This window comes from Epilithonimonas caeni DSM 17710, from assembly GCF_000426465.1.
GTDB lineage: Bacteria > Bacteroidota > Bacteroidia > Flavobacteriales > Weeksellaceae > Epilithonimonas > Epilithonimonas caeni.
This window is the reverse complement of sequence record NZ_AUFK01000018.1, coordinates 208,679-222,542: the sequence shown is the minus strand read 5'-3', so window position 1 is coordinate 222,542 and position 13,864 is coordinate 208,679. Positions and strand designations below refer to the sequence as shown.

Annotated in this window: 17 protein-coding genes; 10 read left to right on the top strand and 7 right to left on the bottom strand. The window is 39.6% G+C overall.

What is annotated here, in order from left to right; all coding sequences use genetic code 11:
- The first annotated feature begins 23 nt into the window (after positions 1 to 23).
- Positions 24 to 620, top strand: coding sequence for a TetR/AcrR family transcriptional regulator (locus K319_RS21120; RefSeq protein WP_027383953.1), 597 nt, complete (start codon positions 24 to 26; stop codon positions 618 to 620).
- Between the two features lie 81 nt (positions 621 to 701).
- Here the strand turns inward: K319_RS21120 and K319_RS0112765 are convergent, their stop codons facing one another.
- The 5 genes from K319_RS0112765 to K319_RS0112745 form a co-directional block, all read right to left on the bottom strand.
- Positions 702 to 1,886 (bottom strand): MFS transporter, encoded by a 1,185-nt coding sequence (locus K319_RS0112765; protein ID WP_235696107.1) that lies wholly within the window; start codon positions 1,884 to 1,886, stop codon positions 702 to 704.
- A gap of 365 nt (positions 1,887 to 2,251) precedes the next feature.
- Entirely contained in the window at positions 2,252 to 3,418 is a 1,167-nt protein-coding gene (locus K319_RS0112760; RefSeq protein ID WP_027383951.1) for an HlyD family secretion protein, read from the bottom strand.
- A 22-nt stretch (positions 3,419 to 3,440) separates the two neighbouring features.
- The gene (locus K319_RS0112755; protein ID WP_213083436.1) at positions 3,441 to 4,739 is read right to left on the bottom strand and encodes a TolC family protein; all 1,299 of its coding nucleotides are present in this window, start codon (positions 4,737 to 4,739) and stop codon (positions 3,441 to 3,443) included.
- Between the two features lie 125 nt (positions 4,740 to 4,864).
- Positions 4,865 to 5,317 carry a MarR family winged helix-turn-helix transcriptional regulator gene (locus tag K319_RS20390; RefSeq protein ID WP_034671734.1) on the bottom strand — a complete coding sequence of 151 codons (453 nt, stop codon included), beginning with the start codon at positions 5,315 to 5,317 and terminating at the stop codon, positions 4,865 to 4,867.
- A 247-nt stretch (positions 5,318 to 5,564) separates the two neighbouring features.
- A complete protein-coding gene (locus K319_RS0112745) occupies positions 5,565 to 6,128 on the bottom strand; it encodes a Crp/Fnr family transcriptional regulator (protein WP_027383949.1) in 564 nt (187 codons plus the stop codon).
- A gap of 77 nt (positions 6,129 to 6,205) precedes the next feature.
- On the opposite strand from K319_RS0112745, the gene K319_RS0112740 reads away from it, so the two are divergent.
- From K319_RS0112740 to K319_RS0112720, 5 genes are all read left to right on the top strand, one after another.
- Positions 6,206 to 6,895: an HAD family hydrolase gene (locus K319_RS0112740; protein WP_027383948.1), complete on the top strand. Its 690-nt coding sequence runs from the start codon at positions 6,206 to 6,208 to the stop codon at positions 6,893 to 6,895.
- Positions 6,896 to 7,051: 156 nt separating this feature from the next.
- The gene (locus K319_RS0112735; RefSeq protein WP_027383947.1) at positions 7,052 to 7,519 is read left to right on the top strand and encodes a YbaK/EbsC family protein; all 468 of its coding nucleotides are present in this window, start codon (positions 7,052 to 7,054) and stop codon (positions 7,517 to 7,519) included.
- A gap of 118 nt (positions 7,520 to 7,637) precedes the next feature.
- On the top strand, positions 7,638 to 8,273 hold the full coding sequence (catB, locus tag K319_RS0112730; RefSeq protein ID WP_027383946.1) for a type B chloramphenicol O-acetyltransferase: 636 nt from the start codon (positions 7,638 to 7,640) through the stop codon (positions 8,271 to 8,273).
- Positions 8,274 to 8,333: 60 nt separating this feature from the next.
- Positions 8,334 to 8,975, top strand: a complete 642-nt coding sequence (locus K319_RS0112725; RefSeq protein WP_027383945.1) for an alanine--tRNA ligase-related protein — start codon at positions 8,334 to 8,336, stop codon at positions 8,973 to 8,975.
- Between the two features lie 45 nt (positions 8,976 to 9,020).
- The gene (locus K319_RS0112720) at positions 9,021 to 9,644 is read left to right on the top strand and encodes a histidine phosphatase family protein (RefSeq protein ID WP_027383944.1); all 624 of its coding nucleotides are present in this window, start codon (positions 9,021 to 9,023) and stop codon (positions 9,642 to 9,644) included.
- A 15-nt stretch (positions 9,645 to 9,659) separates the two neighbouring features.
- On the opposite strand, the gene K319_RS0112715 is transcribed toward K319_RS0112720, so the two are convergent.
- On the bottom strand, positions 9,660 to 10,094 hold the full coding sequence (locus K319_RS0112715) for an Lrp/AsnC family transcriptional regulator (protein ID WP_027383943.1): 435 nt from the start codon (positions 10,092 to 10,094) through the stop codon (positions 9,660 to 9,662).
- 110 nt (positions 10,095 to 10,204) lie between these two features.
- On the opposite strand from K319_RS0112715, the gene K319_RS0112710 reads away from it, so the two are divergent.
- The 4 genes from K319_RS0112710 (at position 10,205) to K319_RS0112695 (ending at position 12,519) form a co-directional block, all read left to right on the top strand.
- Positions 10,205 to 10,657, top strand: a complete 453-nt coding sequence (locus tag K319_RS0112710; RefSeq protein ID WP_027383942.1) for a carboxymuconolactone decarboxylase family protein — start codon at positions 10,205 to 10,207, stop codon at positions 10,655 to 10,657.
- The gene (locus K319_RS0112705) at positions 10,657 to 11,085 is read left to right on the top strand and encodes a GNAT family N-acetyltransferase (protein WP_027383941.1); all 429 of its coding nucleotides are present in this window, start codon (positions 10,657 to 10,659) and stop codon (positions 11,083 to 11,085) included. The genes K319_RS0112710 and K319_RS0112705 overlap by 1 nt, the downstream gene beginning before the upstream one ends.
- 181 nt (positions 11,086 to 11,266) lie before the next feature.
- The gene (locus K319_RS0112700) at positions 11,267 to 12,103 is read left to right on the top strand and encodes a sigma-70 family RNA polymerase sigma factor (RefSeq protein WP_027383940.1); all 837 of its coding nucleotides are present in this window, start codon (positions 11,267 to 11,269) and stop codon (positions 12,101 to 12,103) included.
- A gap of 71 nt (positions 12,104 to 12,174) precedes the next feature.
- On the top strand, positions 12,175 to 12,519 hold the full coding sequence (locus K319_RS0112695; protein ID WP_027383939.1) for a YciI family protein: 345 nt from the start codon (positions 12,175 to 12,177) through the stop codon (positions 12,517 to 12,519).
- 306 nt (positions 12,520 to 12,825) lie between these two features.
- Here the strand turns inward: K319_RS0112695 and K319_RS0112690 are convergent, their stop codons facing one another.
- Positions 12,826 to 13,824, bottom strand: a complete 999-nt coding sequence (locus K319_RS0112690; protein ID WP_027383938.1) for a YhdH/YhfP family quinone oxidoreductase — start codon at positions 13,822 to 13,824, stop codon at positions 12,826 to 12,828.
- Positions 13,825 to 13,864 lie beyond the last annotated feature (40 nt).

Sequence of the window (13,864 nt, the reverse complement as noted above, 5' to 3'; positions counted from 1 at the left end):
TCAAATTTAATCAGATCAATGAGATGAAAGATCACGAAGTGAATGAACGTAAGGATACAAAGGAAACAATTCTCAAAAGTGCCGTGAAGCTCTTTTCCAGAAATGGTTATGAGCAGACGAGCATTCGTGATATTGCAAACGAAGCAAACATCAACTGTTCTATGATCAACTATCATTTTGAGAGCAAGGAAAATCTTTTGGTCACGATACTTCAGGATCTATATGTCAGCATAGCTTCAATTGATGAGTTGAGCGAAAATGATACTGAGGAAAAATCGCAGCTTGAACATTATATCAGATCTTCGGTACAGGAACTATTCAGGCTGGAAGGCATATCATTACTTTTTATCAGCGAGCAGGTCCATGCCTCAACGCCTAAAAGCAGACAATTGATTACCAAGATGGAACAGGCCCATTTCTACAGGTTTTGTAAGATCATGGACAAACAGCGTACCCAACTTAAGATTAAAAAGTCCGATCACGACTTTTTATACCATTCGATCTTTGGATTGGTCAAGCAGATGATCATTAAAGGAAGAAGGCGTGAGAGATTACAAAAACATACTGAAAAATGCACGGTTGATGATATCATGGATTATATCAACAGCAATATCCTTTGATCTAATTATTATAAGATTTTGAATCGAACATAAGCAGATATACCAAACTATAATCTCTTATTTGAAAACATTTCACAGGATCTAAGATAATTTATAGCCTTTGATGCTGTTGCCTCTCACCATCTTTCGCAACATAATGATGCGTCGGATATTAAAATTGCCATAAGAATGGGTGAATATGAATATCAGTACCGGAATAATTAACCAGCAGAGTGAGCCCAGCACTATCTTTGAAGAGGCCATCATCGCATTATAGTTAATATTTTGGTAAATGCCCATCCCGTCCTGTATATTCCCACTATCCAGGTAATTGGAAATATCACTGAGGCTCTGCCATTGTCCCTGGTAAATAGCCCATCCTACCAGCGCAGAACCCACAGCAGTAGATATTGCTGACCTGATAGGTATCAGTACAGCCATTATTCCCAGCATCTTTTCCTGTGAAAGGCCAAGCACCGTGTAAAACCATATCCCGATAAAGAGTGTTGCCATTCCCAGCCCTTTGATGACCATGGTGTATTCCAGGTAGCGGATGTCCATCTGAGGCTGAATCAGCAGGTATAAGCTTAGTGTATGTAAAAAAAGACATATAAAACCAAAACTGATATAATATTTGATTGGCCATTGGTATTTAAATCCGAATGATGCCATGATTCCCGCAAGGACAATTCCCGGAAGCATCCATAAGTTGATATCAGCATTGATCAGGTTATTATAGCCTAAAATTCCCAAAGTGAATTGTGAAAATGCAGTTGAGCTTCCCAGGTATATCCCCATAAATAATAACAGGATGGTGCCGTGAATGACATTTTTATGGCTGAAACATTCAAAATGGATCATTTTTCTTTTCAGGAACTTCTGCCTGTAGATCAGCAGCAAAAATAGGATCAGGCTTAATACTAATGATCCGGTGATATACGGTGAAGTGAACCAAGCCTGCTGCTTCATGAATACGAAGAAATAGGTGAGCAGCATGTACGAGGAAGCCAGCAACATTAGCGAAAGCCAGTCGATCTGGTGAAGCGGCATTTTGAAACTGAACCTCTGATTGTGCTGAAAGATCAGTGAAAGAATTGTTATAAGCAACATTAATCCTGTCATCAGAATGTATGGCCTCTCCCAACTGCCATTATAGACAAGGCTGGAAAAGCAATAGCCTGACAATTGCCCGAATCCTATGGAAAGCGGGTAGAATACAGAATAGAACTTTCCGCGGTCACCGGTAGGGGTGATCATAAACATCACGGGCAACAATATTTCGATCATGGGAAACATTTTAAGAAAGCCTATCAGAAAGCTGCACACGACCAGTACCCGGGGATCTTCGGTGGTACCGCACATATAGGAAAGTAATGCCAGTAATAGTGAACATGCCATAATGATATCTTTGCTGCGAAAACGCATCTTGACACGCATCATGATCATGATTGAAAGTCCCATACCGATAGAACCGGCATAATAGGCCAATGAGATGTATTCAGGATAGACCGACATGGCCCCATAGAGATCGGAGGCAATAGTCGTATAGGAGCCCGAAATCGCCATCATGGGAAAAAGAATGATCATCATGAGCAGCAGCATCACCGGCTTGGGTACCCAATGGGCAAATGGTCCTTTGTTGTACATCTTCTTTATTTTATATTGATCTCAACGTTCATTCCTGCACGGAGTTTCTTTAGCTCTTGCGGTGGATTATTCTTGGTAAATTCGATGCGCACCGGGATTCGCTGTTGAACCTTAACAAAATTTCCCGTCGAATTATCGACAGGCACAGCAGCGTATCTGGCCCCTGTTGCACCGGAAATTGCTGTGATCTTTCCTTCAAATTCTTCACCACCCAAAGCATCGACCTTAATATTTGCCGAACCGCCTATCTTAATATTACCCAACTGTTTTTCACGGAAATTGGCCGTTACCCAGATGTTGTTGATGTCCACAATGGTTGCGACCTGCTGACTTGCATTCAGCAACTGGCCGACATTCACAGTTCTTCTGCCCATAATTCCGTCATGTGGAGCGGTAATGACGGTGTAAGACAGGTTAAGCTTTGCCATCGCCAACGCATTGGCCGACCTCTTGATCTCAGCATCATTAAGCCCTAACTTGGATTGCACTTCCCGGACGGAAAGCTCGCTGGTCGTCCTTGAATTGATGACAGACTGGTATTGCGCGATCTGGGCTTCCAGTTGAGCCTTCTGCGCTTCATAATCCGTTTTTATCTGTTCGAACTGCTGCCTGGTCACGGCTTCATCATTCAATAGATTCTGGTATCTCTTAAAATTCTGTTCCGTATTCCATAAACGGGCTCTTACAGCTTCGATGTTGGCCTTAGCAGCTTCTACATTCGCACCAACAGTATACACATTATTGGCAGCCGTTTTCACTGAGGAGGAAGTTGCATTTTTGGATGCTTGTGCTGACATATAGGCGGCTTCTGCTTGTCCGAGCTGGGTCCGAATCTCCCTGTCATCCAAGATCAATAAGGTGTCGCCTTTCTTTACATATTGGTGTTCAGTGAAACGTATCTCTTTGATATACGCAGACACCCTGGTATTGATAGGGTTGATGTAGGATTCGATCTGGGCTGCGTTCGTGAATTTATCGTTTCCTACATTGAAATATGATCTAATAACAAAATAAAGACCTCCCAGGACCAGTACGAGTACCAAAAGGTTAATGATCTTCATACTGTTTCTTTTCTTCTTTTTCTTAGATTCAGGTGACTGGTGCAATCTCTGTGTATTGTGTTCTCCGCTCTTATGATCTTCAGGCTTGTGATTCGCTGTATCTTGTGACATTTTATTTCTTTTTTTTGTTGGATTATTTTAAGCTTCCGCTTTCCCTTAGCAATTTGTAGTAGGCATAGACAATATTGATCTCTGAGTTGGCGAACTGAAGTTCTGCATCCAGTTTGGCATTACTCGCATCGATCAGGTCAAGTAATATAGCCAGCTGATTGTTATACTTGCTGTTCATGATCCTGTAATTTTCATTCGCTAATCTCATATTGGTCTCAAGCGCAATATTCTGTGTGACTGACTCATTATACTTAATATAAGCGGCATTGATCGCAACATCGATGGCCTTCTCGGTTTCATTGACCTGAGCAAGAGCCTTATCTTTTTCAAGCCTTACCTGTTTCAATTTTTTTGGTGTCTTGTATAAAGCATCGATGTTAAAATTCAGTGACAATCCACTGCTCCAGCCATTGGAGTACATATCCATAGCCGGTATGACGGTAGTGATGGGTCTGGCAAGTTTGTTGCCTGCAAAAGCCGACAGCGTTGGAAGCATTTCTGCTTTGGTGATCTTTTCGGTAAGATTATAAACATCTACCGCTTTTTGGGTGATTAGCAGGGAAGGATTAAGTTTTCCATAGTCTTTGTAGTCGCTGATGGATAGTGCTTTTGGGGTATTTTCAAGAAGCGTATCGTCCGGCAAGATCTCGGTTGTCTCTGTCAGTCCCAAAGCTGTCGTCAATTGTTTGTTCAGGATTTGGCGGTTATTATTAACTACCTGCAGGGCCATATTCAGATTGGATAGCTGCAATTCGCCTCTGATGACATCGTTACGCGTTACCATGCCCTGACCATAGAATTTATTGATATTTTCCAGCCGTTGTTTGGCAAGCTTGATATTCTCCAGATATACAGAATGTTGGTTGGTCAGTTTGTAAAGATCAAGGTAATACCCCAGCGTTAAAAGCTTGATGTTTTGTTCATTGGACTCATAATTCAATTGTGCCAATTTTGCGTGGAGTGACTGAACCTTGATATTGTTCCGTACGGCACCGCCTTTCCAGATAAGTTCACTGGCGTCCAGGGAAAAAGTATTACCGAAATGAGGCATTTCAACATTTGTAAAGTTTGAAAAATCCTTATCCATTATAAATGCATTGCCAATATAATATCCCTGGAGGCCTGTGCTGGCATTGGGAAGCCGCGCATCTTTTGCAATTTCTATCCCTTGTCTTGCAATAGCGATGTCTACCTTTGATACTGCCAGATTAGGATGATTTTGTCTGACAAGCTCAAACAGTTCCGGAACAGATATTTTTCTTGCTGTTATTTGCTGCGCGTTAATATCAATATCAGATACGATTCCTACAGCTAAAGTCATTACTAATGTTTTTATATTCATCTCATTATTAATTCGTATTCATACGGTTTAAATTCAAACTATTTTGATGTACTTATAAATTTAAATATATTATTTATCAAGATTTCTACTTATTTGTTATATGATTATTCGCTGATAGTGTGTAGTATTATCTGAAGTTTGATCGTCGTATTTTCGATCTCCTGTATTAGGTCAGCAGTTAGTAAAGGTGCGTAGACCTCTTCCAATAGGGGAATTAACCTTTTCTGGTAATGTTCACCTTCCTCCGTCAATGAGATCAGCTTATTCCGCCTGTCCTGCGGGTCGGGATTCCGTTGCACAAGTTCGCGGGCATTCATATTATCGATCAGAGAGGTGATACTGGCTTTATTCCGGTTGGTTTTATCCACAATTTCCTGCTGGTTGACGTTGTCTTTGTCCCAAAGAATATATAAAACTTCCAGCATCTCGATGGTCAGGTCAAGATCATGATCTTTCATTTTCTTCATGAACTGGGTGCGTACCGCTTTCCTGATATCCCGCATGGTATCAATTAATCTTGAGATTTTGGCCAGATCCTTATGTTGACTAATTTTCATTTTGCAAAACTATAAAAAATAGTTTGAATTTAAACTATATGATTTTGTTAAAAAATAGGAGCCAATGCCGTGATTTGAAAGTTTGTATAGATTATGTCTGCCGAATCTGTTTGTAAGAAAGTTGCAATAGCATTGCAACCTTATGATCGACTTGAATAAAGAAAATATGCTTTACATGGTATGTTAATTAGGTTTTCTAACTCCAAAATGTTAGAATCCAAATAACCGATACTAATGCATTCATTTATTAGACATGTTTTTTCAATATCCTGTTAAGACTTCTCACGGTAACCCCAAGATAGGAGGCCATATCTTCTTTTGAAATAGAAATATCCTGTTTGGATTGCAGATTCAAAAGCTTAGTCAGGCTGTGTTCAATAGTGTAGACCTGCTGATATGAAGCTCTGGTTGACGTATCGATAATACGTTTGGCAAATACATCCAGCAACAGGTTGTTCAGTAGAAGGCTGTTTTTAATAAGCTGTGAAAAATAATCGGTACTGATGGCATAAGCCGTGACGTCTGTTAACGCTTCAATGCTGCATAAGCATGAGATCTGCCGGATAAGCTCGATCTCACCGATGATCTCACCATTACCTAAAAATTCGACGATATATTCCTTCTCGTTATGTTCTGTAAAAAAACATTTGGTGATGCCTTCTTTGATGACCATTACCTTCGTTGCATTTTCATTTTGAGAAAATAACTTCTGTCCTTTTGAGTATTGCTTTACGATAATATTTTCCTTCCGTTCCTGCTGTTCGTAAAGTTCCTGGACATAGGTCAAAAAAGATTGGTTGGTTCGTAACATATCGGTCGGGACAAATGTCCTTTTTTCAGGTTATTACTTTTCTGAATTTTGCTTTTTCAAAATACAAAAATAAAGAAATGAAAAACAAGATTAAAACGATCGCTTTCGATGCAGATGATACATTGTGGATCAATGAACCCTATTTTCAGGAAGCTGAAAGCCAATTCTGTATGTTATTGGAAGACTATCTTCCTCAGCATTCGGTGTCGCAGGAACTGTTTAAAATTGAAATGAAAAACCTGCACCTTTACGGCTATGGTGTGAAAGGATTTGTTCTGTGTATGATCGAGACTGCAAGCAGAATTTCCAACGCTACGATTCCGGTGAAATTGATCGATGAAATCGTCAATATAGGACATGAACTATTGCAGAAACCCATCGAATTACTATCCGGCGTGTCCGAAACTCTGGATAAGCTGAAAGGCAATTACAGATTGATCGTAGCTACTAAAGGTGATCTACTGGACCAGGAACGGAAACTGAACAACTCAGGACTGGAAGGTTATTTTCATCATATCGAAATCATGAGTGATAAAAAAATAAGCGATTACCAAAAGTTATTAAAACATCTCGACTGCAAACCAGAAAATTTCCTGATGCTGGGGAATTCCATTAAATCCGACATATTGCCTGTTCTGGAGCTGGGTGGCTACGCAGCTCATATTCCTTACCATGTCACCTGGACGCACGAGCAGCATGAACCTGTTTTGAAGCACGAAAATTTTATGGAGTTGAAAAGTATTGACGGTATTCTAAGTTACTTATAGAAAACGGGAATTGATGATACAAATTAAGAATACCCTGGCAAGTTTGGCTGATTTTCAGAAATCGTTTTCCTATTTTTGTTTAGTCAGCATACTTAGCTGAAATCTAGAGGAATACTTTACTTAACAAAAGAAGCAAAATTAAAGTCTATTAAAGCGATGAGCATAGAAACAGCAAAACAGCATTTAAGTAAGTGGAAGAAAGATAACGATATCATGATCCTTGATGTGTCAAGTGCAACCGTCGAGCTTGCTGCTAAGGCATTGGGAGTGACAGGCAGCGAAATTGCAAAATCGGTCAGCTTTTACGATAAAAGTGGCGGTGTTATCCTGATCGTTGCTTCCGGCACAGCCAGAATAGACGGCAGGAAGTTTAAAGATGAGTTTGGGCTAAAGGCAAAAATGCTTTCCTCCGAAGATGTAGAGCCATTGGTAGGGCATCCTGTCGGTGGCGTTTGTCCTTTTGGCGTAAAGCAGGGAGTCAAGATTTATCTGGACGATTCTCTCAAGCATTTTGAGTGGGTCTATCCTGCGTGCGGCAGTGGCAATTCTGCTATAAAACTTTCAATTGCAGAACTGGAACAGAGTTCGGAATACGTAAGATGGGTAAACGTTACCAAAGAATGATAAATTTAACTGGCCAAACCATTGGAAATGGAATATAGCATTGACTTATGGAAGCGGTCCGGCAGGATGGATTTTTTGTTTTTGTAAATTTGCATAACTACAGTAAAGCGATCTCATCATGGAAAATTTCTTCGAGAGTCCTTTCAAGGGAAAAATCATCAAGAATCATATTAAAAACCCGAATATCATCGCAGGTAAATATTCTTACTATTCGGGATACTACCACGGTCATTCCTTTGATGATTGTGCAAGATATCTGATGCCCGACCGGGACGATGTGGACAAGCTCATTATAGGCTCCTTTTGTTCGATAGGGAGCGGTGCCAGTTTTATCATGGCCGGAAACCAGGGACACCGGCACGATTGGATCTCAACCTTCCCGTTTTTCTATATGTCAGAAGAAGAAGATTTTAGAAATGCTGCTGACGGATTTCAAAGATCGGGAGATACCGTCATCGGCAATGATGTGTGGATCGGAGGTGAGGCCATGATCATGCCTGGTATAACGGTCGGAGATGGGGCCGTCATCGGCAGCAGGGCCTTAGTAACCAAAGATGTTGAAGCTTATGCGATCGTCGGTGGCAATCCCGCAAAACAGATCAAGAAAAGATTTTCCGGGGAACATATTGATAAGCTCCTGGAGATGCAATGGTGGCATTGGGATGAAGAGCTTCTGAAAAAAGCAATACCTTTGCTATGTGATAGCAATATCGACGGCCTGTATGATTTTTATAAAAAGTATTATAATGCCTGAGAGGTTTTTTAATACTTGGAAACAGATGTATTTTAATCAACTTTAATAAAGAATCTAACAATGACGGTACGAAAAATATTCTGGGAAGATCCCTATCAGACTGAGCTGACAACAAGTGTAGCCGGAATATCCGGTAATGTGGTAACATTAAAGGAGACCATCGCGTATGCATTTTCCGGTGGACAACAGTCAGACGACGGGACGATCAACGGCTTTAAAATCGTTAAGGCCCAAAAATCCGGCAAAGAAATCTTCTACACGATCGAGGAAGGGCATAATCTGAAACCTGGCGATATTGTAGAAGTAAAAATAGACTGGGACAAGCGTTATAAAATTATGAAGCTTCATTTTGCTGCGGAACTCGTTTTGGAACTTGTCAATCAGCACTTCGACAGCCCTCAGAAAATAGGCGCAAACATAACGTCAGAAAAATCGAGGATCGACTTTATATGGCCCAATAATATCTCCGGGATGTTTCCGGTATTGGAACAAAAATTAGAAGAGATCATTCTCGCAGATAAGGTCATCATAAGCGCGTTCAGTGACGAAGCGGAAGAAAGGCGATACTGGAAAATTGAAGGTTTTGGCCAGGTAGCCTGTGGTGGAACACATATCAAAAAGACCGGTGAGCTTGGTTCTTTAAAATTAAAGAGGAGCGGGCAGGGAAAGAATAAAGAACGAATCGAAATTTATCTGGCCTGAAAATTTGCATATAGTTCTAATTTTGTTTTAAACGGCAATAGATCAATGCTATTAAATAAAAATATAATCACGATCCAACACCCTGAATCCATCCATCATACAAATGGTATGATCGGTTCATGGACTGACTGGGAACTGACTGAAAAGGGAATCGTTCAGGCGGAAAACATCGCACGCAATATCAGGAAAGAATTTCAGGACATCAGGTTTGCAATATATTCATCACCTCTCAAAAGGACAAGACAAACTGCCGAAATTCTTGGGAAAGAGTTACGCAGCACTTCCAAGCTGACCGATGCGCTGAAAGAGAGAAGCCTCGGCAAGGCTATCGGAAGGTCTGTCCAATGGCTGAGAGAGAATATTGAGAACGAAGAAAAAACAATCTACGATAAATGCTTCAGCGATGCGGAATCCAGATTTGATGTTTGGAACAGACTATTACCTTTCTACAATGAGATCATGTCAAGTGACAATGAAAATATCATCATTGTTTCGCACGGCGATACCCTAAGCATCTTTAATGTGATGTGGTTAGGCTTAGATCCGGAAATGCTTAATGATATTGACCTATCCGGAGTGAGCGGAGGTGTTTCTTTCCTATACAGAAGATCATGTGGTAAGAAAATCATTAAAAGGTTGAGCGATACTTCATATAGGTTGCCTTTTTAGTCTTTTTCTTCGGATTTAAATTTTCTGCCGGTTTATTTCTGAAAGCTGAATGGATGTCGTTGGGATTCCATAGGGGATTAGCCTGTCTATAAGGTTTTCAAGGTGAGAACTGTCCCGTAAGATACATTCGGTAATTAGGCAATATTCGCCCGTAACTCTTTTGCAGTTCAGAACTTCCGGAAATTTCTCCAGATCTGCAGTAAATTTTCTGAAATCGTCATTTTTAAATTTCATACTGATCAGTACCTTCAGATCATAACCTAATTTCTGATAGTCTATCTCTACGCTGAACTGACGTATTATTCCATTATCAACCAAATTCATCACGCGCTCTTTTGTAGCAGATTGTGACAGTGAAATTAGTCTTCCTATCTCAGCATAGCTAAGTCTTGAATTCTGGCTTAAAATCTGAAGAATCTTCTGGTCAAAATCATCTAAAGTTATTTTCATTTTAAAATTAAATACTGACAATTAAATCAATCAAAATTACTAAATAATTCCATTAATTCCGTTTCATCACGTATATTTAAATATTGAAATTTGTGATGTAAATAAAAAATATGGTAAGAATTAAATTTTCGAACAATGGAAACACCCCATTTGAAAGACTTATCGGGCACAATACCGATTTTCTTAAAAAGTGGAATGATCTGGAGGAAACTTTATGGAAGAAAACGTTGCTGAACCCGGATCTGTTAGAGCAGGTTCGAAGAACAATGGCCTTTGGAAATGGTTGTGAATACTGCATGGTAAAAGGCGGAAAACCTGATTTTGACGAATCACAGATGAAGATCTCTACGGCGGCTTCTTTTGCAGAATTATTTTGCATAGACCACCGTTCTATCTCGGATGCACATTTTGAGATGCTCCGGGAATATTTTTCGGATAAAGAAATTTCGGAATTATGTGTTTTCATTACCTTTATAAATGCGTCACAAAAGCTGGGAAAAACAATGGACCTAACTGAGGACCTACAAGCAGAAGCAGTTGTAAAATTAAAAGATATAGAATAATGCAGATCATCGTTTTAAATAAAACCAGTCTCAAGGCAAATGTACAGGATCAGGTCTATGAGCTATTTAAACAACTGAGCCCTAACAAAAAACAGCTGAAACTGGATGAGATTTTAATGGAGGATAACCCAGTGACATTGCTCGGATGTTTCATGAGAAATAGAATCGTGGGAATTGCTTCCATGGCTATCTATAAGGTAATTTCGGGTAAGAAGGGCTGGATCGAAGATGTGATCGTGGATGAGAATTATCGTGGAATGGGAATCGGGATGAGGCTCATTGAAAAGCTACTGTCCATCTCCAGCGAGCAGCAGCTGAGTGAAGTATTGCTCTTTACCGAAGAGCACCGAACTTCGGCCATCAGCTTATATGAAAAGCTCGGTTTCACTAGAAAGGAAAGCAACATCTATGCACTAAAGAAAATATAGGAATTAAACGGTTGTGTTAATGAGAAAAGGATATATGGTATCAATCAGATTGTCTGCTATATTTGATAGTTGGGTTCTGCTTAACTGTTCTTAATTCCTGATTTGGCAAAGATTTCTATAGATTTACCTCAAAATCTGTCACGTTATTACCTTTGAAATTGTCTAACTCTAAAATCAAAAAATGGACGATTTAAATGTATTGAGCAAAAAACTGTTTCCATATGCTTACAACATTTTGGGAAATATTGACGATTGCCAAGACGTAATTCAGGACGTCCTGATAAAATTCAATGAAAAACAGGTCCGTTCAGTTTGTAATCCCAATGCGTATCTTATAAAAATGGTCATCAACCAGGCCATAAATCTTAAAAAGAAAAACAACAGAGAAAGGCAGCAAAAAATTGTGTTACCCGAACCAATCGTTACCAATCAGGGCGAAAGCACAATTGAGTTAGATGAAATACTCAACTATTCAATGTTCGTTCTACTCGATACTCTGAATGCCAAAGAAAGAGCCGTTTTTTTGCTCAGAGAAGCGTTTGATTACGGGCACGAAGAAATCGCTGAAATATTAGAGATTTCGGTGGAAAATTCACGACAGGTTCTCACAAGGGCCAAAAGGAAATTGAAATTACGCAAACCAGAAATCGCAATCTCGTCTGCAAAAGACCGAAAATATTTGGAAAAATATGTGTCCGCGATCCGTAAAGGCGATGTAAAAACCTTGGAACACATGCTATCTGATGAAGTGCAGGTTTTGGCAGATGCAGGAAATAAATTACAGGTCATAGCTGGACAGACCTCTGGAATTGACAACACCATTAAACTGATGACCTACGTCTATGAAAATCATCAAAAAGACCTTGAGATCAAAATCGAGGAAATCAATCATCAATCTGCATTACTGTTCTACAGAGGTACAACCTTGATAAACTGTCAGATATTTGAGCTAAATCCGGACGGAAAGATCACAAGTATCTTTTCTGTCGTTGATCCGGATAAATTGATGAAAATTTAAAATTTTTTCTACTTTCTGTCACGTTGCCTGATCTGAAATTGTCTTATAAAAACAATTAAATTTTATAGACAATGAAAGAATTTGTATTGATTTTCAGATTAAAAGGCATTTCCGATTTCAGACCAACACCTGAACAATTGCAGGAACGTATGAATTGGTTGGCAGGAATTGCTTCACAAAACAGATTGACGGACAAAGGCAACACGCTCTTGCCATTTGAAGGAAGTGCAAAAACCTTAAAGTCCAACAAGGAGGTAACTGACGGAGTTTACGCCGAGGACAAAGAATTTGTTAGCGGTTATGTTGTGATAAAAGCCGAAACTATTTATGAAGCGGTAGAGATCGCAAAAGCTAATCCTATTTTTGACCAGGTGGGCGGAAACATTGAAATAAGGGAAGTTTTGAAAAGAGATTAGCATCTAACAAAGCCCTGCAATAATTTCTATTGCAAGGCTTTGTTTTTCATGTATGGGTACAGAAAAGCTGAAGATAATGTCAACCAATAACAATCAAAAACGGTCATAAATACTCATGCTATGGAAGAGTAATTATATAGATCTCTACGGATGTGGCTAAGCATATGTCCAATCGAAATATCTCATATCCGATTTTGATAATCCGATGCTAATGGCTCAGTTTATATTTAGTCGTATTTATATCTTCAATTTATACCCATTTTGTAATGATCTGTTTGGAGAGTGATGGCGTAATAATATATAGGTCTAAAGAGAATGGTTTACCACATATCGCCCTCTGGCATTTCCTTCTAGTAGTGTGGTCAAAACATCAGACAGTTGCTCAATAGAGATCTCCTTTACTATATCTTTCAAATGTGTAGGCTTCCATTCCTTAGCCAGTAAATTCCATATTTCACTTTTAAATTCAACAGGCTGTTCAACAGAATCTATACCTAAAAGTTTTGCTCCCCTTAAAATGAAAGGAAAAATGCTTGTTGAAATTTCCGCAGAAGCCACATTGCCGCAAGTGGTTACAGCCCCATTGTATTTCAGCGATTTTATAATACCCGATAAGATGCTTCCGCCTACCGTGTCTATTCCTCCTGAAAAATCCGCCTTAGACATCGCCTTTTGATCGTAGGTCTCAACAAAATCTTTTCTTGAAATAATTGAACCGGCCCCTAATATCTGAGTGATAAAATGGTCTTCCTCTTTTCCTGATATCGCGACCACTTCATATCCCAATTTTGACATGATTGCAATAGAGATGCTTCCCACACCACCTGTGGCACCACTTACAACTATTTTCCCTTGTTCTTTTCCAATACCGGAATGTATGAGATTGTAAACAGACAGACCTGCTGTAAGTCCCGCAGTTCCAAGGCACATGGCCTCAAAAAGGGAAAGGTTTTCAGGCAGTTTGATTACCCAGTTGGCAGGTACGCTCACATATTCACCAAAGCCTCCCCAGGTATTCATGCCCAGATCATAACCCGTAACTATTACCTTGTCTCCTTCGGCAATGTTTTCAGAGGTTGAGGAAACAACCTGACCTGCTGCATCTATTCCCGGTATATGAGGAAACCGTCGTGTAACACCTTTATTTCCGGAAGCCGATAAAGCATCTTTATAGTTTACCGAAGAGTAGGCCACTTTTATCAAGACTTCATTCTTAGGGATTTCAGCCATAGAAATTTGTTCTACTTTAGTATTAAAAATACCATTGTCTTCTCTTACCATTAAGGCTTTAAACTGCCGTGTCATAATAATTATTTTTAGTAAATTTGAGAAATAAAAGCTTATT